The sequence below is a fragment of the Mycobacterium farcinogenes genome, assembly GCF_019739075.1.
GTDB lineage: Bacteria > Actinomycetota > Actinomycetes > Mycobacteriales > Mycobacteriaceae > Mycobacterium > Mycobacterium senegalense.
Map to the genome: position 1 here is coordinate 6,164,562 of NZ_CP081673.1, position 25,701 is coordinate 6,190,262.

The following is a 25,701-nucleotide window of genomic DNA, read 5'->3' on the forward strand; positions in this document are numbered from 1 at the left end:
GTTGATCGAAACACGTGCGCTCACCGTCACTTACGGCGAGCGCCGGGCGCTGCAGCCCACCAACCTCGCCGTCGATCCCGGAGAATCCCTGGCGGTCGTCGGCCACAACGGCAGCGGCAAGTCCTCGCTGTTGCGGGCCCTGGCCGGTTTGGAACCGTCGGCGGGCGGCGAGGTCATTCTGCACGCTGAAGCCTGTCATCACCGGGCGACCACCGTCGAAATCGCTTACGTGCCACAGCGTTCTCAGGCACGATGGGATCTGCCCTTCACCGTCGGTGATGTGGTGGCCGCGGGTCGGCCGCACCGATGGTGGTGGCATCGGCCCAACCAACGAGATCGTGACGCCGTCGACGAGGCGTTGACGGCGGTGGGCCTGGCCAGCTTGGCGAATCGGCCCGTTACCGAACTTTCCGGTGGCCAAGCACAGCGGGTACTACTCGCCCGGGCGCTGGTGCAGGAGCCCGACGTCATGATCATGGATGAGCCCCTGACCGGGCTGGACCTCACCACCACGGACACCATGATGGAACTGCTCGGTGCCTTTACCCGTTCCGGCGGGACACTCATCTGCGCACTGCACGAAATCGACATCGCGCGAGCATCTTTCACCAGAACGGTGGCCCTGATAGGAGGAGCGGTGGTCGCCGACGGCATCAGCGCCGATGTGCTCGACAGCAACGGCGTCGAACACATCTTCACCCGACGGGCGGCCGCGTGAGCTGGTGGTCGTGGCTTGCCGACCCGTTCGACTACGAGTTCATGGTGCGGGCAGCGGTCGCGACCCTGGCGGTGTGTGTGGCTGCGCCGATGTGTGGAATATGGGCGCTGTCGCGCCGCCTGGTCTATCTGACCGACGCGATGAGCCACGGTATCTTGGCCGGCGTCGCGGGCGCCTCGATCATCGGCGCCAGCCTGCTGCTGGGCGGCCTGATCGCCGCCGTGACAATGGCACTGATCGTCTCGGTACTGGTCGTGCGGGCCCGGATACCCGAGGACGGGGCGATCGGCGTCGTCGGACAAGGACTGTTTGCACTCGGTGTGATCGGGGTGTCCCTGCAGAGTGATCCGCGGGCATTGGCCCACATCCTGTTCGGTAATCCACTGACGGTCACCGGCACCGACGTGGCTGTCGACGTAGCCCTGGCGTTGCTTGTTGCTCTGATCGTCGTCGCGCTGCGACCGGTGTTGCTGGCCACCACGTTCGACGCCGTGCACGCACGTACCGTGGGCATCCACGTCGGGCTGGTCGACGCCACCCTACTGGTCGTGCTGTCGTTGACCGTGGTCGCCGGAATGGTGACCGTCGGTGTGTTGATGGCGGTGACCCTTGTCATCGCCCCCGCGGTCACCGCGCGGCTGCTCGCCCGATCTCTGCACACCATGCTGCTCATCGCCATTGGTTCCGGGCTGCTGGCGGGAACCGCCGGGCTGCTCGTCAGCTATCACGCCGCACTGCCGACTGGACCGACTGTCGCGATCATCGCCGTCATACAGGTTGTGTTCGCCGCACTGTGGGTGCGGCCCGTGCGCGCGCTACATCACACGGTCCAGCGCGACGGTGGGCACAGCGCGAAGGTCAAGCACCAGAAGTAGAGCAGGTGTTGTCTCACCAACGACTACGGTGTTTGCAGCGCTTCGGCTGTCAACGGGTGCCGCGACATCGTGACACACCCCGTACAGATCGAAATGGTGGGTGACATCGGTGTAGCCCCATCGGCGGCTGTTGTCACCCACCCCTTTTGCGATGCCTCAAGTCAGATGCAGTCATTTGACTGATTGCAGCGGGCTGCCCCGGGCACATGCTGGTCTCGGCAAGATTGATTGGGCGTTCAACCCTTGCGCTGCGAGCGAAGGCACGGCGAGCGCCGCGAATTTTAGGAGACACCATGGAGTTTGAGCCGAGTTCGGATGCATCGCAGGCAGGCGGCCAGCGGGACGGCGACCCTGCCGAAGCGGGTACGTCACCTCAGGTCCGTGCGCTCATCGCCGACTCCGAAGGTGCACAGACCACGCTGGCACTTCGCACAGTTGGAGCCGATGAACTCGGAGAGGGGGATGTCCTCATCGCCGTGTCGTGGTCGAGTGTGAATTTCAAGGATGCGCTGGCGACCCGCAAAGACGGCAAAGTCGCCCGCATCAACCCGCTCATTCCCGGAATAGACCTTGCGGGTGAGATCGTGGACCCGGGCAGTTCTGGTCTGGACGTCGGTGCACCGGTGGTCGTACACGGTTATGACCTCGGGGTGGCCCATCATGGTGGATACAGCACGTATGCCCGTGTGCCCGCAGACTGGATCGTGCCCCTGCCTGCCGGGCTGAGTTTGCGCGAGGCGATGACGTTGGGCACCGCCGGATTCACGGCGGCGTTGAGCGTTATCACCTTGCAGGAGCATGGACTTCGTCCTGATGAGGGACCGGTCGTGGTGACCGGAGCGACCGGCGGCGTGGGCAGTGTTGCGGTCTCCATTCTGGCGGCGCAGGGCTTTACCGTCACCGCGGTAACGGGCAAGACGGATGCGACCGATTGGCTGCACGCGCTGGGAGCCTCGGTTGTCGTCGACCGGTCCGGGATCGGCGATCCGGCACGGCCGTTACAGAAGGAGACGTGGGCGGGCGCGGTCGACTCCGTCGGTGGTAGCACCCTGGCGGCGGTGCTGGCGTCCATGCGATACGGGTCCGCAGTGGCTGCATCGGGCAACACTGGAGGGGTTGCGTTACCTACCACGGTGTTTCCCTTTATCCTGCGCGGTGTGTCGCTGCTGGGCATCGATTCAGTGCAGTGCCCTATCCTTCGCCGCCGGCAGGTGTGGGAACGTCTGGCCGGTGACTTGCGTCCGCCGCTGCTCGACAAGCTTGCCACCGATGAGGTCGGCCTGGCAGAGGTTGCCGCGGCGTTGGCACGAATCCGCGCCGGCGCCAACCGTGGCCGCACGCTGGTGCGTGTGGATCCAACATCCTGACGACGCCTGCCACGGTTTGGCCGGTAGGGATTGGGGATCGTGGTATTTCGTCGCGAGCCGGCCGGGAAGTGAGTTCCCGGCCGGCTCGGCGCCGCTTTCAATCGGCAACGTGGGCACTTCATCTCAAATCAGCGCAGCACGCCCCTGCGGTGGACGAGTCATCTCACACTAGGTTTTTCTTCGCCCAGTCCTCGACACTAGTCGTCGCGATGTCATGAACTGCGTTGTAGGACTGCTCTTTCGGCCACGCAACGCCGGTGGGACGGGCGAACACCGCGCGGTACTTGCGCATTGTGTCGGTCGGCTCGGCGGCGAGTTGGTCGAGCAGGAACTCGGTGCTCCATTCCTGACGGGTCACCGTGGTGTGGCGGACCCGGTCGACGATGTCGGCAAGCTCGCGGTAGCTGATGGTGTCACCGGCGAGGTAGACGACGGTGTCACGGATTCGCGGTGTAGCGAACACGATGTCGGCGGACAGCACGCCGATGTCTTCGGGAGTGGTGAGGGTGAGCTGGTTGTCCCAGCTACCCAGCGCGTGCACGGTGTTGGCGGCCAGGTCGACAACGCCGAAGGCCGGTTCGAACAGGAAGCTGGTGAACATCCCGGTGGACACGATGACCCATTCTGTGGCCCGTTGGCGGCGCAGCAGATCACGCACGTCGAGTTGCTCGTCGAACAGGGGTTGGGCGCTGCCACGGCCGATTTCGTCGTAATCGACACCGAACTGCCACGGGAAGTACCGGGACACGCCGGCAGCGAGGGCGGCCTGGGCCAGCTTGAGCTGGGTTCCGGCTCCGGCGGCGAATCCGATGCAACTGATGACAGTGTGATAGCGCTTCATGATCGCCGTGAGGTCGCTCGCCGATGCACCGGCGATGTCGGCGTGCTCGATCGCGACGCCCATCTTGGCCAGTTCTGCACTGCGACTGTCGCGGACAGGATTGGTTCCAGGGGCTGGCGGGCGCAGCAGCACGGTGATGCTGGCCGCGCCGGGGTGGGTGCTCACGTGGTGGGACAGCGCGGCGAGCACGCTGGCGCCGAGTTCTCCGGTCCCGATGACGAGGATCGCCGGGCCGGTGGTGGTGGCTGGGGTCGGCATAGTGGTCTCTGTATCTGGTGTTGGCGGACGGCTTTTAGGGGATAAGGCAGAGGCGGTGCTGGTTGATACGCCATCGGATCGGCTTCTCAACCAGCACCAGCACGACGGTCAATTGGGTCGGCGTGAGGACGCCGGCATGGAGGTCAACAGACAAACAGCCCACGATCATTCCGGGGGCGTAGCGGCGAAAGGCTCACCAGCGGCCGGCATGCTGGCCCCCGTCGGTGTGCAGGGTTTCACCGGTGATGAACCCGGCGGTGTCGAGGTAGAGCACCGCATCGACGACGTCTGCGATCTCGCCCATGTGGCCGACCGGGTGCAGGGTGTCCAGCTGTGCGTGGGTCTCGACCGGGTGCACGGGCGTCTTGATGATGCCCGGGGCGACCGCATTGATGCGGATGCCTCGGCTGGCGTACTCGATCGCCAGGGAACGTGTGGCGGCGTCGATCCCTCCCTTGGTGAGGGAGGCCAGCGCCGAGGGGACCGCGGCCAGGGGTTGATCGACCAGGCTGGTCGTGATGCTCACGACGTGACCGCTGCCCTGTTCGGCCATGGCCCCGATCGCCCGCTGGGTGACGTGGAAGAAGCCGGCCAGATTCACCGCGACCATGCTGGCGAAATCGGTTGCGGTGTAGTCGGTGAACGGTTTGGCGACGAAGATGCCGGCGTTGTTGACCAGGGTGTCGATGCGGCCGAAGCGCTCCAATGCGGCGGTGACGATGGCCTCGGCGGTGGCTGGGTCGGCGACGTCGCCGGCGACGGTCACCAGGTCAGCGTCCGTGCTCTCGGCGATGGTACGGGAGTTGGCGATGACGCGGTGGCCGCGGGCACGGTAGGCCGAGACCAGTGCGGCGCCGATGCCTTGGGAGGCGCCGGTGATGACGACAACGGGTGCGGGAGAAGACATGTCGCGTGAAGTCCTTTCAAGTGCGGGATGGGTTGCAGTACTCATGCTCGACGGCGGGGATTCCGACGGGATCGGTCGAACGACCTAAGTTGCTGGCCTGGGACGAGCAGGTGCCCGCCTCACGACCACCGGTGCTTGCGCTCGTCGAGGAACGTCCCGATCAGACCGGCGATCACCTCGTGATGGGTTTCCAGGGCGAAGTGGCCGGTGGGTAGCAGGTGTACTTCGCAGTCGGCGGTGTCGGCGGCGAACCCACGGGCGCCGTCGGGGCCGAAGATCGGGTCGTTTTCGCCCCAGACGGCCAGGACAGGGATGCCGTAGTCACGCAGCCACGCATGCACCTGGGGGTAGAGGGCGATGTTGGTCGGATAGTCCCGGAACAGGGTCAGCTGGATGTCGTCGTTGCCGGGCCGGTCCAGCCGATCCTGGGCATGACGCCAGGCGTCTGGGGACACCAGGGTGGGATCGGCGACACCGTGCAGGTACTGCCATTTGGTCGAGTCGACATTCAGCGCCGCCCGGACCGGGACTTCGTGTTCGGGCGTGGGGTCTTGGGCGTATTCGAGCACCGCGCGCCAGAAGTCGTCGATGAGGCCGGCGGTGTAGGCGTTGCCGTTCTGGGTGATGACGGCGGTGATGCTGTCGGGGCGGCGCAGTGCCAGCCGCCAGGCGATCGGCGCGCCGTAGTCCTGGACATAGACCGCGAACCGGGTCAGTCCGAGCGCGTCGGTGAACGCTTCGGTCAGCTCGGCCAGAGCGGCGAACGTGTAGATGAATTCCTTCGTCGAGGGCATCGAACTGTAGCCGAAGCCGAGATGGTCTGGTGCCACGACGTGATAGCGGTCACTGAGCAGCGGGATGAGGTCGCGAAACATGTGCGAGCTGGTCGGGAATCCGTGCAGGAGAAGCAGGGTCGGAAGGTTCGGGTCACCGGCTTCGCGGTAGAAGATGTCCTGGCCGTTGACAGTGATGCTCCGGTAGTGCGGCATGTCTGGCTCCGATCTGGTGTTGTGGGAGGGTGTGCATCTCACTGTCGTCAGCGCGAGTCCGCGCGGGATCGGTCAAATGACTCAAAGCGATAGCCGGCGGATGACTGAGCAGGCCCGGCGGTGACCGATCTGCGCAAGCCGCTGGTGGGACGATCGCGCGAGTTGGCTGAGGTAGCGACGTTTCTGGCGACGCCGACGGGGCGCGGTGCTGCGGTGGTGCGCGGCGACGCCGGGGTCGGAAAGACCGCTCTGATCGCCGATGTGGCCGACGCGGCGGCCAGCGACGGGTGGCAGGTGCTGGCCATCATGGCGGTGGAATTCGAAGCGCAGTTCGCTCTCGCCGGCCTCAGCCAGTTGGTGTTGCCCTGGCGGGACCGGCTCGGCGAGCTCGACCCACAGACGGCGGCGGCACTGGCGCCGGCGACCGGGCGCGACACCGCCGGCCCGGCTTCACCGCTGGTGATGGCCCTGGCCTGGCTGGAACTGCTCTCGGTGGTGGCACGCGACAAACCGCTGCTGGTCGTGATCGATGATGCCCATTGGCTCGACGAGGTCACCGCGGCCGTCGTGACGATTGCCGGACAGCGCCTTCACAACCCGCAGGTGCGGATCCTTGCCGTCTGCCGCGCCGAGGTGCATTCGGTGATCGGTGATGGCCCATGGCCGCGCATTGTGATCGGCGCCCTCGACACCGACACCGCCGCCAGCTACCTGCGGATGCAGTTTCCCGAATTGCCCGATGAGATGCGCGCACTGATCCTGCAGGAGGCCGCCGGCAACCCGCTGGCCCTCGACGAGCTGCCGCGCCACGCCGCGATCTCCAATGCCAGCGGCCCCGCGATCACGTTGACCGAGCGACTGCAGGGTGTCTTCGGCGGCCGGCTGGTCCAGCTGGATCCGCAAGCCCGCGCGGAATTGCTGCGCGCCGCACTAGACGGGTCAGCCGCCTCGCCGACCGGGGTGACAGGTGGCCAATCTCGATACCGGATGCGCGGCGCCGAGGCTGGCATCGAATACGGGTTGCTCCGCGTCGATGAGGACGGCGAACTGGTGTTTCGGCACCCGTTGGTGCGTGCCGCGGTCATCCAGATGTCCACGGCCAACGAACGTCGCGCCGCGCACGCCGAACTCGCCGGGCTCTACACCCACGACATCGTGCGTCGCGCCGCACACCTGTCGGCGGCCACTATCGACCCCGACGACAACGTCTCGGCCGTCCTGGAAGATGCCGCCAATGCCTCGATCCGGCGCGGCGGATCTCGCACAGCGGTCAGCTTGCTACGCCGCGCCGCCGAGTTGAGCAAGAAACCCGGCCGGCGAGCGCAACTGTCGGGCGAAGCCGCGTTTGTGGCCGCCCAAGCCGCACGTCTCGATGACGCGGCTTCCCTGCTGGCCGATTACACCGGACCTGCCTCCACCGGAAGCCCAGCCGAGCGTGCCGCTGCCGCACTCACGCAGTCCTACCTGGCGCTCTACCGCGACGGAGATGTCATCTCCACCCATCGCCGGATGATCGATGCGCTGGCCGCCGCCGATGACCTCGACGACGCCACGGTGACCCGGCTGGTCAACACTCTGCTGGCGGTCAGCCAGTACTGCGCCGACCCGGACAAATGGGCCCTCACCGATCTCGCGATCGACGCCGTTGCCGATCGCGTAGATCCGAAATGTCTTGTGTATCGCGACGCCTGGGGTGATGTGGGCTACCGCGCGGCCACCGTGGTCGCGCGGCTACACGATATTCAGCACCACCTCGACATGCTCGAACCGTGGGATCTGATGCGGTTGGGGGTCAGCGCCTACTACGTCGACTCACTGGAGTCTTTTCGCGTCGCGATGAACGACCACACGGCCCGCGAAAGCGCCGATGGAGCCTTGACCAACGCGATGACGATGGAGCAGCTGAGGCTGCTGGACCAGATCAATTGTGGCCAGTGGAGTGACGCCGAACGTACCGCGCAGCGTGGTCTGGCTTTGACCCGCGAGCACGGCCACGAAATGTTCGAGCATCAGTTCCTCGCGTTCGAAGGATTGCTGGCCGCTTCCAAAGGTGAAATTCAGCGTGCCCGCGAACTGGGTACCGCGGTGGACGCCTGGGCCCGGCCCCGGCGTCTGGGCCTGCACCTCGGCTACACCAAACGCATCGCTCTGCTGTGTGCCCTCACCGAGGGCGATTACGAGGCCGCCTGGACGGCGGCGACCGCGATCAGCGCTGCCGGGGATATCCCGCACTACTCCCATCAGGCACTGCGGGCGATCTTCGACCTCGCTGAGGCGGCCGTGCGTTCCGGCCGCCTCGATGCCGCACGCCAACACGTCGCTGCCGCCCAACGACTCAATCTGGGTGCCATCTCCCCACGGCTGGATCTGACCGTGGCCGGGGCGACAGCGCTGGTCGCCGACGAGGACGACGCCGACGCCTTGTTCGACGCTGCGATCGCCCACCCCGCGGCGTCGGCCTTTCCGTTCGAGCACGCCCGCATCCGGCTGGCGCACGGGATGTGGCTGCGCCGCCAACGCCGCTACCGACAGGCCCAGACCGCGCTCACCGCAGCCGCCGACGCCTTTGAAACGCTCGGTGCCCAACCCTGGGCCGCGCGCACCGCCGCCGAACTGCGCGCTGCCGGTTCCACACCGCACCGTGGCTACACCACCGAGGTCACACTCAGCGGGCAGGAACGACGGATCGCCGAGATGGCCGCTGAAGGGCTCAGCAACAAGGAGATTGCTGAACAGCTCTACCTGTCACCACGAACCGTCGGCGCTCACCTCTACCGGGTATTTCCCAAACTCGGCATCACCAGGCGTTCGGGACTGCGTCAGGCCCTCGACGCCCTCGACACCGCTTAGGTAAGTCTTCGGCGATTAGGTCAAACGTCTGATCCCAGGAGATCTGGCGGCGACGAATCTTGGTCGTGACAGCACCGCCCCGAAACAGATCGGAGCGGGCGTCTTGACCAAGGAGAACTCGCATGACCGACACCCGCACCCCCGTCATCTTCATCCACGGCCTCTGGCTGCATGCCAGCTCGTGGCAGCCCTGGATGGATCTGTTCAGCCAGAAGGGTTACGCCCCCATCGCCCCGGGGTGGCCCGGCGAACCCAACACCATTCAGGCCGCCCGCGCCAACGCCGACGCGGTGGCGGGAGTCGGCATCGATCAGGTCACCGAGCACTATGCCCGCGTGATCGCCGCCCAGCCGCAGGCGCCGGTAATCATCGGCCACTCTTTCGGCGGTCTGATCGCACAGAAGCTGGCCGGCCTGGGTTACGGCCGCGCGGCCGTGGCCATCGACCCCGCCCAGATCAAGGGCGTCAAGCCGCTGCCGTTCGCGCAGCTTCGCTCGGGCTCCCCGGTCTTGAGTAACCCGGCCAACAAGAAGCGCGCGGTGTCGTTGACTGCCAAGCAGTTCCGTTACGGGTTTGGCAACGCCATCGACAAGGAAACCTCCGATGCGCTCTATGAGCGCTGGACGATCCCCTCGCCTGGCCGTCCTCTGTTCGAGGCCGCGTTCGCCAACTTCCACAAGGATTCCCCCGCCAAGGTGGACACTTCCAACACCCAGCGCGGACCACTGCTGCTGATCTCCGGACAGAAGGATCACACTGTGCCCGACGTGGTCACTCGGGCGGCCTACAAGCTCTACGGCGATTCCACCGCAGTCACGAACCTCAAGCAGTTCCCGGATCGGGGCCACTCCCTGGTCATCGACGAAGGCTGGCAGGAAATCGCCGACTACGTCCTGGGATGGCTTGCCGCCCAGCGAATTCAGCCGAACAACGATCCGGCCTACCGCCGCTGACCCCTACAGGCCACCACCACGCCGCGCCCTCGGTGGCCGGCCCCGACCCGGGCCGGCCACCGGCAGCGGCCAGCAACGCGTGCCTCCAGGAAAGGAACATCTGTCATGTCTGCGCTGCAACACGACACCCTCGACGTCGACCTCGCCGTCATCGGATATGGAAAAGCCGGAAAAACCCTTGCTGCGACGCTTGGCCGCCGCGGCTGGCGTGTCGCGATGATCGAGCAGTCCGCCGACATGTACGGCGGCACCTGCATCAACATCGGCTGCGTCCCGACCAAATCCTTTGTCCATCAAGGCGAGATGCTGCCCCCAGGAGACGGAAGCCATCCTGATGAGTACACCGAAGCAGCCCGGGTGACCAAGGAACTGACCACCGGAATGCGCGCAGCGAACCTCGCCATGCTCACTGGCCTGAACACGGTCACGGTTCTCACCGGCCGCGCCCACTTCACCGACGCCCACACCATCGCCGTCGACACCGACGGCGGACACACCGCCGTCGTGCACGCTGCCCACGTCGTGATCGGTACCGGCGCGGTGCCGGTAATTTCTGATATTGCCGGATTACGTACCAAGCCGGTCGTCATGACAAGTACCGATCCGCTAGGCGGCAAACCCAAGATCTCGAAGACGCCCGCCACGTGCTCAGCCATGTTGATGCTGTTGTCATACATCCACAGGGTCTGCAGGCCATCCGGTACTGCAACCACCAATGCACTGAGTATCTTCGGATCCGTATCTGCTGACAGCGCCTTCTTCTCCTGTAGCTGCCGAATCCTTCCGCTAAGAGGCCGCGGGCGCCGTCGTAGCGCTTGGGCGAGCTGCCCGGCCACTAGACTTCACTTAGCTGGACTAAACACCCTAGAGAGGATAGCTGAAATGCGTGATTACGGTGTCGTTTACGACGTAGGTCTGCGATTCACCCCCGAAGAACTCTCGGTAGAACCGTTTGATCCGTCCCTGGTCGCACATGATATGCAGGTGATCGCAGAACAGTTGCATGCCAACGCAGTTCGCATCGAGGGCGAGAACATTGATCGTTTGGTCACAGCAGCGCGATGCGCACACAGCGCCGGACTCGCCGTCTATTTCAATCCGTGGAAGATGAATGCCGGTGTGGAGGAGACGCGGCGCCACGTTGCCGAAGCGGCGATCGCAGCCGAGCAGCTGCGGCGTGAAGGTGTCCGAATCACTTTTGTCACCACGTGTGAGTTCTCGATCTTCGGGGACGGCATCTATCCGGGATCAAACGTGCAGGAGCGTATCGGCTGGATGGCCGGCCAGATCGACCCGACGAGCGAAAACTCGCTACAGCAGGGCAAGCAGAGACTGGCGCCCACGGCGATCGAACTCAATAGAGCGTTGCGGTCTTTCGCCGAAACAGTGCGCGTCTCCTTCACGGGCCCCGTTACCTATTCGGCTGGCGCGTGGGAGGACGTCGATTGGAGTGTTTTCGATGTCGTCGGGGTGGACTATTACCGTCAAGGCGAATCTGACGAGGACTACAGGGTCGGCCTCAGACGGCTCAAGCATGAGGGTAAGCCGCTGGCCGTGATGGAGTTTGGCTGCTGCGCCTACGAAGGCGCCGCGCCGCTCGGCGGTGGAGGGTTCATGGTCCTCAAAGGGGTCAACGACGATGGCAGCGGCGTCTTCGACGGCGGTAGGGTGCCCGTCCGCAGCGAATCCGAACAGGCTGAATATGTGACTCAACAACTCGAGGTGTTCGCCAGCGAGGACGTCGACGCTGCATTCGTGTACGTGTTCTCCTTCCCGCTGTACCGATACGGAGAAGGAGCCAAAGATCTCGATATGATGAGCTATTCGCTCGTCAAGACCTTTCCCGATGAAGATCCGCGTTCTCGGCAGACGCCCCCTTGGGAACCCAAACTAGCCTTCGAGCGCGTCGCTGATGCCTTCCGCGCGCAAGCCTGAAGAGAACACTCGACGCCACCTGCCGAGAGCGACGGACTGAATGCTGGTCACCTCATCTTGTGGGCGCACTGGCGGAGCGGATGGACGTCGAACATGCTGCGATACGACGGAGGTTGGGCGTCCCTGCTCGTCAGGCTCGTTGTACGCGCGAATATCACGATCGATACTGCTCATGTCGATGGTGAGGCTCCCAAATGAGCCGGGTCTCGCTCATCATCAACCATCAGATCAAAACTTATTCTGCTGACCGCACCGACCAGGCCTACACAAGACCGGAGTTCGTGTATCTCTGACGATCCCGGTCATTACGGCCACAGCGCTCTACGATGCCTGGCGCCGCCGCGACTTCAACGCCATCCGCGCGGCGGTGTTCGGCGACACTCCTCCCATCGCAGAGCTCGCCGTTGAAAATGGACCGCCGCGGCCGGCTACCGACCTGCCCTCGCACAATCCCACGCGCCGGCGTTCGTGGCGCCTGACCCGAGATCGTTGACGCCGGCGCCGCTCACCACCACCTTCAAACACCCCACGGCGCCATGTCCACTGCCATCCAGAAGGCGCACGCCCAAGTCGCGCCATTTCAAATGGCAACGCGCCATCGAGAATGACAACCGATAACGGCGGCAGCAACAACAAGACGGCGAGGATTCCGCACGTTGGCGAACTGCATGAGACTAGCTAATCCACATGAAGAATCATTAGCTGTACTTGATCACTGCACGTCCATAGCCTCGACGACATGGCTTCACCCGTGCTCGTCGGATTCCTCACCACCATGGCGTTGATCGCCGCCATCGGTGCGCAGAACGCGTTCGTGTTGCGTCAGGGCATCCGTGGGGAGCACATCGTCGCCGTCATCGCGCTGTGCACGGTCTCCGATCTGATTCTGATCGCCGCGGGTATCGCCGGGGTCGGCGCTGTGATCACCGCCCATCCCGACGCGATGACGGTGGCGAAGTTCGGCGGGGCGGCCTTTCTGATCGGCTATGGCGTCCTGGCCGCGCGGCGCGCATTCCGACCCTCGACGCTCAACCCGTCCGAGCGCACGCCGGCCCGGCTGGCCGAGGTGCTGGTCACCTGCCTGGCCCTGACCTGGCTCAACCCGCACGTGTACCTGGACACCGTGGTGCTGCTCGGCTCACTGGCCAACGAACACCGGGAGCAGCGGTGGCTCTTCGGCGCCGGCGCGGTGGCCGCGAGTGCGCTGTGGTTCACCGGCCTCGGTCTGGGTGCGCGCCGACTGGCCGGACTGTTCGCCACCCCGATGACCTGGCGCATCCTCGACGGCGTCATCGCGGTGATGATGGTGGCGCTCGGCGTCAGCCTCGCGGTGTCCTGAGCCTCTGCCGGCGCCAACCGCGCGAACAGGGATTCGCCAGGCAAGTGTCGGTCAGATTTCGGGCATGAGACAGAATCAGCAGGTGAGTCCGCTGTTCCGCCGTGAACCGTCCCCGCCGCCGCATCCGATGGCGGACGCTCCAGCTTGGTTCACCTCTGCCCTGGAACAAACCCCAGAGCACTCCACGATCGACGTCGACGGCTGCCCGATTCATGTGCGCAGCTGGGGTGACCCGGACAAACCCCCGCTGGTGTTCGTCCATGGCGGCGGCGCGCACTCGGGATGGTGGGACCACATCGCCCCCTTCTTCGCCCGCACCCACCGAGTCCTCGCACCCGATCTGAGCGGCCACGGCGACAGCGGCATTCGCACCGAGTACGCCCTGTCGATCTGGGCGCGCGAAGTTCTCGCCGCGGCAGCAGCGTCCGGATCATCGGCGCGGCCCACGATCATCGGACACAGTATGGGCGGCTGGGTCGGGGCGTCCGCGGCCACCCATTACGGCGAGCAGATCGACAGCATCCTGGTCATCGATTCACCGCTGCGGGACCGCGCACCAGAAGAAGTCCGGCTGCGTAACCGCCGCCGGGACACCGCCGGATACCCGACCGAAGAGGAAATCCTGGCCCGATTCCGGGCGGTACCCAAACAAGAGGTGACGCTGCCCTACATCGGTCACCACATCGCCGTGCAATCGGTGCGCAAGACCGACGACGGGTGGGTGTGGAAGTTCGACCCGGACATCTTCGGCGGCCAATTGATGGACGAAACCCCCGACGACGAGGAGATCCTCGAGAACGCTTTCGCCCGAATCCCTTGCCGGATCGGCTATTTGCACTGTGAGCACGGCGTGGTTCCGCCCCGGATGGCCGAGCAGATCCGGTCGATCCTGCAGTTGCGCGGCCCGTTCGTCGACCTTGCCGAGGCCGGCCACCACCCCATGCTGGATCAGCCACTGCCCCTGGTGGCCACCATCCGCACCCTGCTGGAGTTCTGGTCGATCACTTAGCCCGCAGCGGTCCCGCGAAGGACTTCTTCAACGCGCGCGGGGCCGCGACGGGCAACAGCGCGGCGAGCAGCTTGCGCTTGAGTCCGGTTGGGTTGCGGATCAATTCGACGTCGACGCGGGTGCCGCCCGCCTCCGGGGTCAGTTGGAAGGTCCAGCCGCCGCCCGGGCCGAATACCTTTGAATCGTGGGTGGCCACGGTCACGCGCCGACGCTGGGCATCCCAGTCGTAGCGGGCCCGCTCCCATGCCGCCGCGGTGCCCTCGGTCACTTCCGCCCAGTTATCGCCGAGCGCGTGCACCCGGAAATGGTCCGCGTCGATCGTCGGCCACCGCTGCGGACGCGTAGGCCCGAAGTCGGTGAGCACGCCCATGACAGCGGCGGGATCAAGCGCTGAAGTCATCTGGAAGCGGACGACGGGCATGCGATACTCCTTCGAATCAACTGGGTTACACAGGAACTCGTTCACGACGCGCTGAACGTCATAGGCCAATCTGACCAATCTCTTGCAATCAAGTCCAACGATCATTTTTGATCAAAGTCATCTGCAGCGGAGATGACGACGCCGATTCGGGCCTGGTCAGGCACATGGAACCAACTGATGCCGAGGCTGGATCAACTCATGCCTGATTGGTCTTGGACGTGCATCAATTCCCTGCCTTACATTTCATTGTGAGGCGGGTCACTCGCCGTTGTATCCCCGACCACCGGGCCTCGGTGGGCTGACCGAAGGAGCGGACGTGTCGATCACGCAACCCGCGTCCGCCGACCTGCAGTCGGCGGTGTCGAAATTCTTCCGCCGCGTCGTCCCACTGCTGATCATCATGTTGATCTGCAATCAGCTCAACCGCGCCAACATCGGGTATGCCCAGGAATATCTCGAGGCGGACGTCGGTATCGGGGCTGCCGCTTATGGCTTCGGAGCAGGCGTGTTCTTCGTCGCCTACGCGCTTTTCGAACTTCCGAGCAACATTCTGATGGAGAAGTTCGGCGCCCGAATCTGGCTGACCCGCATCATGATCAGCTGGGGCTTGGTCTCCGCCGCCATGATGTTCGTCCGGAGCGCGGAAATGTTCTACGTTCTGCGATTCCTGCTCGGCATGGCCGAGGCCGGCTTCTTCCCTGCCGTCATCTACTACATGGCCAAGTGGTTGCCCGACAGCCACCGCGGGCGGGCCACGGCCCTGTTCATCGCGGGCTCCTCGATCGCCGCCGCGATCTCTGGCCCGCTGTCGGGTCCCCTTCTCTCGTTGCACGGCCAGGCGGGTCTGCGTGGGTGGCAGTGGCTGTTCCTGATCGAAGGCATGGTGTCGGTACTCGTCGGTGTCGTCGCCTACTTCATGCTCAACTCGAAAATCCGGGACGCCAGGTGGCTGACCCGCGCCGAACAGGACGCCCTCATCGAGGCGATCGATGTCGAGGAGGCCGAGAAGACCAGGACATCGGGCGTCGAGGGCAGGGGCAACCGCTGGAAGATGCTGGCGGACCCCAAACTGCTGTTGTTCTGCTGGATCTACTTCGCCATCCAGCTGTCGATCTACGCCAACACGTTCTGGCTGCCCTCGATCGTGCGCCGCATCCACGGCCTCAACGACATCACCGTCGGCCTGCTGTCGAGCCTGCCGTGGATCAGCGCTGTCGTCGCGATGTACCTGTCCTCGCGCCTCGGCGACAGCAGACCTGACCTACGTCGCCCCTTGCTGATTTTCGCCCTACTCACCGCTGCCGTCGGCACCTACCTGGCGGCTATCACCTCGCCACTACTGGCGCTGTTGTTCCTGTGCATCGCGGCGATGGGCTTCAAGAGCGCCAGCCCCCTGTTCTGGTCCATCCCCCAATCCTCGATGCACCCAATGGTTTTGGCGCCGGCGATCGCGATCATCAACTCCCTGGGCAACCTGGGCGGATTCGTCGCACCGTTCGGTTTCGGCCTGATCAAACAAGCCACCGGCGCTGTCACGTGGGGTCTGTACGCGCTGGCCGCCGCCAGCCTGATCGCCGCCGCGTCGGTGCTGCTGGTCCGGAAGAAGTCCGTCGACGTCACCGACGTCTTCTTTCCCGAGCCGGTAGAAAGAGCTTCGCACTGACGACGCTGCATCGCCCGGTAGGCTGCCGGAGCGGATAACCATGCGCGATCGGAGGTCCGGTGCCCGTGTTCGACGCTGACGATGTACGCAGCATCGCACTCTCTTTCCCGGAGACCTCCGAGAAGGAACGCTGGGGCCACCCGACCTTCGACGTGGCGGGCAAGATGTTCGTCACCGTGCCCGACGACGAGACCTCATTTGCGGTGCGCTGCCCCAGGTTTGACCGTGAAGAACTGATCGCCGCCGAACCGCACAAGTTCTGGGTCCCGCAACACGAGGCCGCCTCGGCCTGGGTGCGGGTCCGGTTGGCCGAACTGGAGGATCGGCGAGAGCTCTGCGACATTCTGCTCGACTCCTGGCGGCAGGCCGCACCGAGCCGGCTGACCGAGTAGCCAGGTACTGCCGCCGGTATCGCGAGTGGTCGGCTGGCGCACCCACTCAGACCGGGGCGCAGCGATCGGCCCAGGGCATCGCCTGCTCGAGCTGGGCGGCCAGCTTGAGCAGCAATGCCTCACCGGCCAGCGGGGCGACGAACTGGACGCCGAGCGGGAGACCCTCTGCCGTCCAGTGCAGCGGTAGCGAGATCGCCGGGCGGCCAGTGATATTCGCCAATTGCGTGTAGGGCACCCAGCCGAGGTTCTTGTCCACCATGTCATCGACGATCTTGGTGTAGCGCAACAGGCTTGCCGTGCGCGTCTTGATCAGGACATCCGCGCCATGTTGCAACGCGACCGGTAGATCGAACTCGCCGATGCGTGGCGGCAAGGTCGCCAAGGAAGGCGTCATCAGCAGGTCGTAGGACTCGAAGAACGTACTCAGCCGCCGCGTGTGCTCCTGGCGCCGCTGCACTGCGTCGAGATAGTCGACACTGCTCGTGGCGCGTCCGATCGCCGCCATGATGAGGGTGTCACGTTCGAAACCGTCGTCACCCGCACCGGTCAGCCGTTTGGCCTCGGCGAGTTCCCATGCGCTGTAGACGAACCAGGTCAGCAGGAAGTCGCGGGCCAGAGCGGCGTCGTCGAACGGTGCTTGGGGCAGTTCCTCGACATGGTGGCCGAGCTCGGTCAGCGCGGCCGCCGTTGCCTCGACGGCGGCGAACGCCTCGCGGTGTGGTGCCGGGTTGATCGCCGTCGGCACCCGCAGCCCGATCCGCAGCTTCCCCGGGTCGGCGTCCACGCAGGACGCGAACGACTCGGCCGGCAGGCCCGGCACGTACGGCCCAAAGGGCTCGCCGCCGCTGAGGACGTCGAGCATCGCCGCCGTGTCGCGCACCGTCCGCGAGACCACCCCTTGCACGGCCGCGCCGTGCATGGATTCGCCGACCACCGGACCCGACGGTGTCAGCCCGCGGCCCGGTTTCAGCCCGACCAGGCCACAGCTCGCTGCCGGAATGCGGATCGATCCGCCACCGTCGTTGGCGCCGGCGCACGGCACGATGCCCGCGGCAACGGCTGCCGCCGATCCTCCCGAACTGCCGCCCGGCGACCGGGTCAGATCCCAGGGGTTGCGCGTCGGCCCCCAGACGTCGGGCTCGGTGATTCCCTTCGCCCCGAACTCGGGCGTGTTGGTTTTGCCGAAGATGACCAGGCCCGCGTCGATCCAGCGCTGGACGACGGTGGCGTGCTCGGGGGCGATCAACGACTTCAACGCCCGGGAACCGGCGGAGGTCGGTAGACCCGCGTAGTCCTGCGCCAGGTCCTTGATCAGGAACGGGACCCCGCCGAACGGGCCGGTCAGATCATCCGACGGCGACGCCGGGACGTCACGGACGATGGCGTTGATCTTCGGGTTGACCGCCGCAGCCCGCTCCTGGGCGGTAGCGAGCAGCTCCGCCGCCGAAACCTGCTTGTCAGCAACCAGTTTCGCCAAAGAGGTGGCATCGTGTGTCCGGTACTCGTCGAAGTCCATCCCAAGAACCTAGACCGCGTCGACGTCTCGCGGTGACCTACCGGCAGTATCTGAGGAGCAACCGAACCCGCGAGGAGGAGCATCCGTGGACTTCACGACGATCCGGCACGAACTCGACGACGGGATCCTCACCGTCGTCCTCGATCGCCCGGACAACCTCAATGCCTTCACCGTCGAGATGGCCGACGAGCTGGAGCGCACCTTCGTGGCGGTCAACGATGACGACGCGGTACGTGCCGTCATCGTGACCGGCGAAGGCCGGGCGTTCTGCGCCGGCATGGACCTGTCCAGCGAGGGCAATGTGTTCGGCCTCGACGAGTCGAAGTCGCCGAGCCTGGCTGATATGGCCGACCTCGACGACCCCGAGCTGCGCCGGGTCCGCGACACCGGCGGCCGGGTGACGCTGGCCATTTACGCCTGCCGCAAGCCCGTCATCGCGGCCATCAACGGGGCCGCGGTCGGCATCGGCGCGACGATGACGCTGGCCATGGACGCCCGGCTCATGTCGACGAAGGCCCGCTTCGGACTGGTCTTCGGAAAGCTGGGGATCACCCCGGAAGCCTGTTCCACCTGGTTCCTGCCTCGGATCGTCGGTATGCCAACGGCTTTGGACCTGGTGTACCGCTCTGACATCCTCACCGCGGACGCCGCCCGCGAAGTCGGGCTGGCACAGGCCCTCCACGAACCGGACGCACTGATCGGCGAGGCGCGGGCGCTGGCCGATGCGTGGACCCGTGACCGCTCACCGGTATCGGTCGCGCTCATGCGGCAGATGCTCTACCGGAATGCTGCCGAGCCGCACCCGGTCGACGCCCACCGCGTCGACTCGCTGGCGATGTTCTACACCAGCATCGGCGACGGCCACGACGGCGTGCGGGCCTTCCTCGACAAGCGCGCACCGGAGTTCACCGCGCGGGCGTCCGAGATGCCGCCGTTCTATGAGGAGTGGATCGGCGAGCGCTAGCGTGGTCGCTGCGCGGGGTCGAGCTCGAGCTTGTATCCGACGTGCGTAGCGACGAAGCCCAGACGTTCATAGAAGCGATGGGCATCGACACGTCGCTGGTCGCTGGTCAATTGGACGAGTGCACAGCCACGATGCTGCGCTTCGGCTATCGCCCAGCGCAGCATGGCCTCCCCGATCCCCATCCCTCGATGATCTTCTCGGACGCGGACTGCTTCGATCTGCGCACGTGTCGCCCCGCGGCGCGCGAGGCCAGGTAGAAAGCTCAGCTGGAAAGTGCCCACGACCGCTCCGTTACGGTCAGCAGTCACCAGCAGTTCGCTCGGGTCGGCATCGATGGCGTCGAACGCGTCCAGATACGGCGCGATGTCCTGGTCCGGGAGATCGCCACGGGTCTGCGCAACCGGGTCTGAGGTGATCAGCGCGACGAGCTCGGCGACGTCGGCACGACAGGCGCGCCGGAGGGTGATGGTCACGCCGGGTTTCGGCGTGATGGTCGCCAACGCATCCACCTCGCCAGTATGGCAACGATCGCCGATGCCGTTCCTGCTACCAGAGACAAGGCACACCGTTTGACGGCAGCACGAAATGGCTACCGATAAAGCATGTCTGAACCCATCGCTGACAGCCGCATCGACGACGTCGCCCCCGGCGACATCATCACCGTCGGTAGCGGCGAACCGGCCTGCAAGGTGGTCCACAAGGAATCCACCGGATCGGGCTTCGTGATCACCTTCGAGGGTGACGACGGTGCCACATCTCAGCGTGAGCTGGCCGCCGGCACACCGGTTACGCGGTCCTTGGAGGCCAAGTCGGAATCCCCCCAGAGCCCGACCGCGCACTCGGAGTGATACCGGCTACCGCACCAAAGTGGCCCCACCGTCGAGTCGGATCTGCTGCCCGGTCATGAACCGGGACTCGTCGGCCAGCAGGAACAGGGCCGTATAGCCGGTCTCCCATGCGCTGGCGCGACCCATCTTCAGCATCACCACTTCCCGATAGGCCTCGTCGACCTCCTCGGGCTCGAAACCGAACAGCGACTGGGAATCGGTGTTGCCCAATGTGGAGTCGATCGGGCCGAGCATCAACGTATTCGCGCGGATGCCCGCGTCGGCGTATTGGGTCGCAGTGAGTTCGGTGATGTAGTTCAACCCGCACTTACCGAGGGCGTACGGCATGATCCCGATGTTGAGACCCACCTCGTTCTTGATGCTCGCGATCGAAGAGAAGTTGACGATGCTGCCGGTCGAACCACCTTCGTTCTTCTCCATGCATTGCGCGGCAAAGAGATTGCAGTAGTAGCAGCCCAACATGTTCACGTTGATGCCGTGGTTGAAGTCCTCCACGGTCATCGCATTGTTGACTCGGTCGAACGGCGGGTTGATCGCCACGCTGTAGACCATCCCGTCGACGTGACCGCTTTGCTGCATGGCGGTGTCGAAAATGCGCTGACAGTCATCCTTTTCGGCCACATCGGCCTGCACGGCGTAGGCCTTGCCGTTCTCCGCGGCGATCATGTCCACCGTCTCCTGCGCGGCGGCCAGGTTACGGTCGGCGACGACCACCTCGGCACCGTGGCGGGCCGCCACGATGGCCGTGGCCCGGCCGTTGCCGATCTTGGGTCCGGGCATCTGGCCGCCACCCACGACGACCACCACCTTGCCGGACAGGTCGAATGAGGAACGCTCGCGACGTTCGAAATCGATTGCCATAGTGCTCTTTCCTTTGTCTAATCCGTGAATCGGATGGCTCGTTCGGGACAACCGTCGACTGCTTGTGCGACGGTGCTTTGAAGTTCTGACGGAAGGTCAGTGCTGAAGGCCTCTGCGTAACCGCCGTCGGTCAGGGTGAACACCTGCGGACACAGCGCCGCACACACTCCGTGGCCACGGCAGAGGTCGTCGTCGACGACGACCCTCATCACCGCTCCTCCTCGGGTGCGGTGGCCGGAGTCAACTTGAGATGCAGATCGGTCAGACCGCGCAGGATGTAGGTCGGCACGTAGTCGTAGCGCCGGGCGTCGGCGGCTCCGTGCTCGGATTCGTCGATCTCGATGGCACTGGTGGTCGCCAGCAGTCTCTGGATGACGACTTTCGCCTCGGCGCGGGCCAGCGGCGCGCCGACGCAGCTGTGGATGCCACGGCCGAAAGCGATGTGGCGCCGGGCATTGTGCCGGTCGAGGTCGAAGACGTCAGGATTGTCGAACTGGCGCGGGTCACGGTTGGCCGCACCGTAATGCACCATCACCACCGCGCCCGCGGGAATCTCGACATCGCCGACGGTGGTGGTGGCACGGGCGAGCCGGAAGTCTCCTCGAATCGGGCTTTCGAAGCGCAGTGCCTCCTCGACGAAGTTGGGCACTTGGTCGGGGTTACGCCGCAACTGTTGCTGGAGTCGGTCATCCTCGGCCAGGATCTTCAACGCCGAAGACAACAGTCGGACCGTGGTCTCCTGACCGGCCGAGAACAGATTGGCCGCCACCCGCACCACGTCGATGACCTCCGGGGTCGATCCGTCCGGAAAGGAGGCCTGCGCCATCTCGGTCATCACGTCACGTCGGGGGTTGCGGCGCCGGTCCTCGATGTAGTCGCCGAAGCGGGCATAGAGGAACTCCAGCGGACTGTGCGTCATGACGGCGTCGGCGGTACTACCCAGCGAGTTGTCCCCGATCAGCCGTTCGGTGAGTTCAGGACGATCCCCCTGGGGGACACCGAGAAGATCCGCAATGACCAGCAGCGCAAAGGGATTGGCGACGGCGCCGAGGAACTCGCCGCCACCATCGGCCAGATAAGGCTGCAGCACCTGATCGGCGAGCCGCCACATGAACTCCTCGTTTTCTTTCAAGCGCTTGGGAGTGATCAGGCGGCTCAGCAGCGAACGGTGCGCGGTGTGCGCCGGCGGGTCGAACGACGGGAGCTGGTCGCTGAACGGTAACTCGTCGCGGTGCGCCTCGATCAGTCTGCGGACCTCCGATTCGTCGAGTCCCTCCAGCGGCACCGGAAAACCGGGCGTAGGACCGGTGACGGTGTTGCACGACGAGAACGAGTCATGATCGCTGACCACCGCCAACACTTCGTCGTATCCGGTGACGACCACGACGTTCTTCGTGGGCTCGCGCAGCACGGGGTTCGCGTTCCGCATCCGCTCCAGTAGCGGGTAAGGGTCCGCGACCGGAGTCGGGTCGTGGAAGAAGTCGACGCCCTCAAGCGGGGACGTATCGACAGAAACAGTCTGATGCGTGGCGTTAAGCGTCACGGCGCGCTCCTCGACAAAGTGGCGGTGAGCCGGATAATCCGTGGCCAATTACTGACCGAACGTACAGCTCGTTACTGACCAATCGTACAGGCATATACTGTACGAATGGTCAGGACGAGCGAAATTGTTAGTAACGCTACATTTAGGGCGCCTCGATGAGCGGTCCCGCACCTGACGCCAGCGGCACCACCCGGCAGAAGTTGATCGACGCCGCCATCGAGCTGTTCCGGCGGCACAGTGTCGCGGGCACCTCCCTGCAGATGATCTCCGACGAACTTGGCCTGACGAAATCGGCTATCTACCACCACTTCCGCACGCGTGACGAGCTGCTCAGTGCCATCATGGAACCCGTCATCAGTGAGCTGGCGGAACTGGTCGAGACCGCCGAGGCGCAGCGTGGGAGTCGAGCGCAAGCCGAGTCGATGCTCACCGGGTACATCTCCCTCGCCGTCGCACACCGCGATCTGTTTCCCATCTTCACCGGCGACCCCGGTGTCGCCGAACTCCTGCGCCGGCAACCGCAGTCGGCCACTCTGGTGAAACGGCAAGCCGATCTGCTCGCCGGCGCGGAACCCGGCGTCTCCGGCCAAGTCCGAGCCGCCCTCGTCATGGCCGGCATCTCGGCGGCGGTCGGGGTGGACTTCGACGGTATCGACGACCGCGAGCTTGTCGATGAACTCGTCACGGCGACCCGGCGCACACTCAACCTGCGATCACCGCGGCACAAGACGTAGCTTCACCACGAACTGCACACCGGCTGCCGGTAATTCGGCCATGCAGGCAACTCAGGTCGTGTAGTGATGAGCGCATGAACGCATCTGCGTATGTGGGTCGGGTGGGCGGGCTGGCAGTTGCACTGGGGATCGGGGCCGTGCTCGCTTCTGGCAGCTGGGTGGCGTCTGCGGATACCGGGGAATCCACCGGCAGTCCCACCAGCGGGCCCGCCAAGAGTGAGTCGAGCGTGCGGCCGTCGTCCGGACACGCCGGGCCCATGAAGTCGAACAAGCCGATGTCCGTTTCTCCCCGCCATGCCAACCGCAAGCACGGTGAGGTCCCAGCTCGAAAAGGTCCGGTCAAGAAGCCCGACTCCAGGCCCGCCAGGGTCACGACCACAATCGCCGACGACTCCTCGCCGGTCAGATCGGCGAAGCCGGCCATTACGAGACGTCAACCAACGGCACCGACCAAACACCCGACGACACCGCAGGATTCAAATTTGCTGACCTGGGCAGCCCTGGGTGTGGCCAGCCGCCGGACGGACGTGGCCCAGTCGAAAATTGTCGGCCCGCAGTCAATTGTGACCACGCAGCTGTCACAGTCACCTGCTGCCATGGTTGGGGTCGTCCTGTACGACCCGATCCACGACGCTGTACAAGGGTGGATCACCAGTCCGGTCGGTCAAGCCGTCGACGGGTTCATCAACACCGCAACCGGGTCCTACGCCATCGGCAACGGTGCGGCGGGCACTGCAGAACACCCGGACGGAGGTGCCGGGGGTTGGCTGTTGGGCGACGGTGGCGCGGGCTGGCACAGCACCACCGCGGGCCAGGCCGGTGGAGCGGGAGGTGCCGCCGGGTTGCTCGGCAACGGCGGTGCCGGCGGCTTGGGAGGTAGCGGCGCCGCCGGTGGCCGGGGAGGGGTGGGCGGACTGCTGATGGGCGTCGGCGGCCTCGGTGGTGACGGCGGTTCGGCCACTTCTGGAGCGCGCGGAGGCGCCGGAGGTTTCGGTGGCGACGGACGCGGACTGTTCTTCGGACTCGGTGGCGGTGGCGGCGATGGCGGCGACGGCGCGGTCGGCGGTATCGGCGGTGACGGAGGCAATGGCTCCAAGCTGTTCGGGATCGGGGGCAACGGTGGTGATGCCGGCGACAGCGCAGTGGGCGGCCAGGCGAGCGGCTTGGTCGCCCTCGGCGGCGCGGGCGGCATCGCGGGCATCTTCGGCACCCACGGCGACGTAGGCAGATTCGGCACCATCGCTGGGGCTCCGCCGAGCATGCCGGGCACCGGCAAGCTCACGACCACCGGCACCTGGTTCACCAACAGTGACGGACAAGTCGTCCTGATGCACGGGGTGAACGTGGTCTACAAATTACCTCCGTATGACCCGTCAGCAATGGGGTTCAGTGACGATGACGCGCAATTCCTGGCCGACAACGGGTTCAACGTGGTGCGACTGGGAATCAATTGGGCAGCAGTCGAACCCGAGCCGGGTGTGATCGACACGGCCTACTTGGCCGGGATCGAGCAGACCGTGCAGACGCTCAGCGACCACGGCATCTACACCTTCATCGACATGCACCAGGATCTCTACAGCACCGAACTCCACGGCGAGGGCGCCCCGGGTTGGGCAACGCAGACCGGTGGACTGCCCAACCCGGACCTGGGTGCACTGCTGGGCCAATTCGTCGTCAACTACTATCTGAGCCCCGCCCAGAACCACGCCTGGGACGCGTTCTGGGCCAATGCCGACGCCCCCGATGGCGCCGGGCTACAGAACCACTATGCGCAGAGCTGGCAAGCCGTCGCCAGCTACTTCGGCGACAACCCCGATGTCATCGGCTACAACATCATCAACGAACCCTGGGTTGGATCCGGCTGGCTCGCAACGATTCTCAACGGCTCGTTCTTCGGCACCCAGCAACTGACCCCGCTGTACAACCAGACCATCGCCGCCATCCGGTCGGTCGACCCGAACACGCCGGTGTTCATCTCACCCGCGAGCCCAGCGGTCGACGAGATCAGTGCCATACTGTTCGGCCAGCCCGTGGCACTGGGTAAAATCTCCGATCCGAACACCGTGCTTGAGTACCACGGCTACGGAAACGTCGCCGGCATCAACCTGAGTTCCATTGTCGGGCCGATCCTGGCGAGACGGGCCGCCGCCTACGCCGCGAATAATGAAATGCCGGCCTTCATGGGTGAATTCGGGGCCACCAGCGACCCCGACGCACTCGCGGCCGAAACGCAGGCCGCCGACGCGAAGCAGATCAGCTGGGCGGACTGGGCATACTCCGGCATCGGTGAAATCACCAGCAGCGCCAGCCCCAGCGACCAATCCCTGGTCTACGACCCGTCTTTGCCGCCCGTCGGCGACAACGTCAACACGAGCAACCTGCAGGCGCTCTCCAAGCCCTACCCACAAGTCGTCTCCGGAACCCCACAGGGCTGGACAGTCAGCGAAGACGGCACGTTCACATTTTCCTACTCCACCGAGCGGGTCGACGGCACCGGCGCCTTCGCCGCGGGATCGCAGACCACCATCTCGACGCCTGCCGTCCAATATCCGAATGGCTATGAGGTCGTCGTCACCGGTGGTCACGTCATCTCGTCCCCGAACGACCCTCGCCTGGTCATCGCATCAGATCCAGGCGCAACCGTTGTCACCGTGACCGTCACGGGTAACCCGACCACGTCCGGGGGCCTCATCTCGACGTGATGAAGGCGTCATCCCG

General features: G+C 65.2%; 23 protein-coding genes. 14 read left to right on the forward strand and 9 right to left on the reverse strand.

Going from position 1 to position 25,701, the window contains the following annotated elements:
- Position 1 precedes the first annotated feature (1 nt).
- The 3 genes from K6L26_RS29490 (at position 2) to K6L26_RS29500 (ending at position 2,960) form a co-directional block, all read left to right on the forward strand.
- A complete protein-coding gene (locus tag K6L26_RS29490) occupies positions 2-718 on the forward strand; it encodes a metal ABC transporter ATP-binding protein (RefSeq protein ID WP_165691972.1) in 717 nt (238 codons plus the stop codon).
- Positions 715-1,593, forward strand: a complete 879-nt coding sequence (locus tag K6L26_RS29495; RefSeq protein ID WP_065062384.1) for a metal ABC transporter permease — start codon at positions 715-717, stop codon at positions 1,591-1,593. The genes K6L26_RS29490 and K6L26_RS29495 overlap by 4 nt, the downstream gene beginning before the upstream one ends.
- A gap of 293 nt (positions 1,594-1,886) precedes the next feature.
- Positions 1,887-2,960, forward strand: coding sequence for an acrylyl-CoA reductase family protein (locus K6L26_RS29500; RefSeq protein WP_081395006.1), 1,074 nt, complete (start codon positions 1,887-1,889; stop codon positions 2,958-2,960).
- Positions 2,961-3,123: 163 nt separating this feature from the next.
- On the opposite strand, the gene K6L26_RS29505 is transcribed toward K6L26_RS29500, so the two are convergent.
- The 3 genes from K6L26_RS29505 to K6L26_RS29515 all read right to left on the reverse strand — a co-directional run bounded on the left by K6L26_RS29505 (position 3,124) and on the right by K6L26_RS29515 (position 5,955).
- Positions 3,124-4,059 carry an aromatic alcohol reductase gene (locus K6L26_RS29505; RefSeq protein ID WP_076213377.1) on the reverse strand — a complete coding sequence of 312 codons (936 nt, stop codon included), beginning with the start codon at positions 4,057-4,059 and terminating at the stop codon, positions 3,124-3,126.
- A 193-nt stretch (positions 4,060-4,252) separates the two neighbouring features.
- Positions 4,253-4,966, reverse strand: a complete 714-nt coding sequence (locus K6L26_RS29510; protein WP_085142845.1) for an SDR family NAD(P)-dependent oxidoreductase — start codon at positions 4,964-4,966, stop codon at positions 4,253-4,255.
- 119 nt (positions 4,967-5,085) lie between these two features.
- Positions 5,086-5,955, reverse strand: a complete 870-nt coding sequence (locus tag K6L26_RS29515) for an alpha/beta fold hydrolase (RefSeq protein WP_076213373.1) — start codon at positions 5,953-5,955, stop codon at positions 5,086-5,088.
- A 120-nt stretch (positions 5,956-6,075) separates the two neighbouring features.
- On the opposite strand from K6L26_RS29515, the gene K6L26_RS29520 reads away from it, so the two are divergent.
- The 5 genes from K6L26_RS29520 to K6L26_RS29540 all read left to right on the forward strand — a co-directional run bounded on the left by K6L26_RS29520 (position 6,076) and on the right by K6L26_RS29540 (position 14,041).
- Positions 6,076-8,805, forward strand: a complete 2,730-nt coding sequence (locus K6L26_RS29520) for an AAA family ATPase (protein ID WP_076213371.1) — start codon at positions 6,076-6,078, stop codon at positions 8,803-8,805.
- 122 nt (positions 8,806-8,927) lie between these two features.
- Positions 8,928-9,758 (forward strand): alpha/beta hydrolase, encoded by an 831-nt coding sequence (locus K6L26_RS29525; protein ID WP_076213369.1) that lies wholly within the window; start codon positions 8,928-8,930, stop codon positions 9,756-9,758.
- 105 nt (positions 9,759-9,863) lie between these two features.
- Positions 9,864-11,693, forward strand: coding sequence for an FAD-dependent oxidoreductase (locus tag K6L26_RS29530; RefSeq protein ID WP_081394998.1), 1,830 nt, complete (start codon positions 9,864-9,866; stop codon positions 11,691-11,693).
- Positions 11,694-12,432: 739 nt separating this feature from the next.
- Entirely contained in the window at positions 12,433-13,032 is a 600-nt protein-coding gene (lysE, locus tag K6L26_RS29535) for an L-lysine exporter (RefSeq protein ID WP_085142846.1), read from the forward strand.
- A 64-nt stretch (positions 13,033-13,096) separates the two neighbouring features.
- Positions 13,097-14,041 (forward strand): alpha/beta fold hydrolase, encoded by a 945-nt coding sequence (locus K6L26_RS29540; protein WP_036390391.1) that lies wholly within the window; start codon positions 13,097-13,099, stop codon positions 14,039-14,041.
- Here the strand turns inward: K6L26_RS29540 and K6L26_RS29545 are convergent.
- Positions 14,034-14,462, reverse strand: coding sequence for an SRPBCC family protein (locus K6L26_RS29545; RefSeq protein WP_085142847.1), 429 nt, complete (start codon positions 14,460-14,462; stop codon positions 14,034-14,036). The two genes, K6L26_RS29540 and K6L26_RS29545, sit on opposite strands and share 8 nt — an antisense overlap.
- A 316-nt stretch (positions 14,463-14,778) precedes the next feature.
- On the opposite strand from K6L26_RS29545, the gene K6L26_RS29550 reads away from it, so the two are divergent.
- Together K6L26_RS29550 and K6L26_RS29555 are read left to right on the forward strand one after the other, a co-directional pair.
- Complete coding sequence (locus tag K6L26_RS29550; protein ID WP_085142849.1) at positions 14,779-16,125, forward strand: MFS transporter; 1,347 nt, start codon at positions 14,779-14,781, stop codon at positions 16,123-16,125.
- 59 nt (positions 16,126-16,184) lie between these two features.
- Positions 16,185-16,517 carry an MmcQ/YjbR family DNA-binding protein gene (locus K6L26_RS29555; protein ID WP_308214008.1) on the forward strand — a complete coding sequence of 111 codons (333 nt, stop codon included), beginning with the start codon at positions 16,185-16,187 and terminating at the stop codon, positions 16,515-16,517.
- A gap of 46 nt (positions 16,518-16,563) precedes the next feature.
- On the opposite strand, the gene K6L26_RS29560 is transcribed toward K6L26_RS29555, so the two are convergent.
- Positions 16,564-18,033 (reverse strand): amidase, encoded by a 1,470-nt coding sequence (locus K6L26_RS29560; protein WP_221852305.1) that lies wholly within the window; start codon positions 18,031-18,033, stop codon positions 16,564-16,566.
- 85 nt (positions 18,034-18,118) lie between these two features.
- Between K6L26_RS29560 and K6L26_RS29565 the strand changes: the two genes are divergently transcribed.
- Complete coding sequence (locus K6L26_RS29565) at positions 18,119-18,997, forward strand: crotonase/enoyl-CoA hydratase family protein (RefSeq protein WP_221852306.1); 879 nt, start codon at positions 18,119-18,121, stop codon at positions 18,995-18,997.
- Here the strand turns inward: K6L26_RS29565 and K6L26_RS29570 are convergent.
- Positions 18,994-19,506 carry a GNAT family N-acetyltransferase gene (locus K6L26_RS29570; RefSeq protein WP_245008660.1) on the reverse strand — a complete coding sequence of 171 codons (513 nt, stop codon included), beginning with the start codon at positions 19,504-19,506 and terminating at the stop codon, positions 18,994-18,996. The two genes, K6L26_RS29565 and K6L26_RS29570, sit on opposite strands and share 4 nt — an antisense overlap.
- A 93-nt stretch (positions 19,507-19,599) precedes the next feature.
- Here K6L26_RS29570 and K6L26_RS29575 point away from each other — a divergent pair, with 93 nt between their 5' ends.
- Entirely contained in the window at positions 19,600-19,845 is a 246-nt protein-coding gene (locus K6L26_RS29575) for a hypothetical protein (protein ID WP_221852308.1), read from the forward strand.
- Positions 19,846-19,851: 6 nt separating this feature from the next.
- On the opposite strand, the gene K6L26_RS29580 is transcribed toward K6L26_RS29575, so the two are convergent.
- From K6L26_RS29580 to K6L26_RS29590, 3 genes are read right to left on the reverse strand one after another with little or no spacing between them, the layout of a single operon-like run.
- Complete coding sequence (locus K6L26_RS29580; protein ID WP_221852309.1) at positions 19,852-20,706, reverse strand: SDR family NAD(P)-dependent oxidoreductase; 855 nt, start codon at positions 20,704-20,706, stop codon at positions 19,852-19,854.
- 17 nt (positions 20,707-20,723) lie between these two features.
- Entirely contained in the window at positions 20,724-20,915 is a 192-nt protein-coding gene (locus K6L26_RS29585; protein WP_221852311.1) for a ferredoxin, read from the reverse strand.
- Entirely contained in the window at positions 20,915-22,249 is a 1,335-nt protein-coding gene (locus tag K6L26_RS29590) for a cytochrome P450 (protein WP_435405354.1), read from the reverse strand. Before K6L26_RS29590 ends, K6L26_RS29585 begins: the two co-directional genes overlap by 1 nt.
- Before the next feature lie 155 nt (positions 22,250-22,404).
- Between K6L26_RS29590 and K6L26_RS29595 the strand changes: the two genes are divergently transcribed.
- Together K6L26_RS29595 and K6L26_RS31925 are read left to right on the forward strand one after the other, a co-directional pair.
- Positions 22,405-22,983 carry a TetR/AcrR family transcriptional regulator gene (locus K6L26_RS29595; protein WP_085142861.1) on the forward strand — a complete coding sequence of 193 codons (579 nt, stop codon included), beginning with the start codon at positions 22,405-22,407 and terminating at the stop codon, positions 22,981-22,983.
- 596 nt (positions 22,984-23,579) lie between these two features.
- The gene (locus tag K6L26_RS31925; protein ID WP_264017305.1) at positions 23,580-25,685 is read left to right on the forward strand and encodes a cellulase family glycosylhydrolase; all 2,106 of its coding nucleotides are present in this window, start codon (positions 23,580-23,582) and stop codon (positions 25,683-25,685) included.
- Positions 25,686-25,701 lie beyond the last annotated feature (16 nt).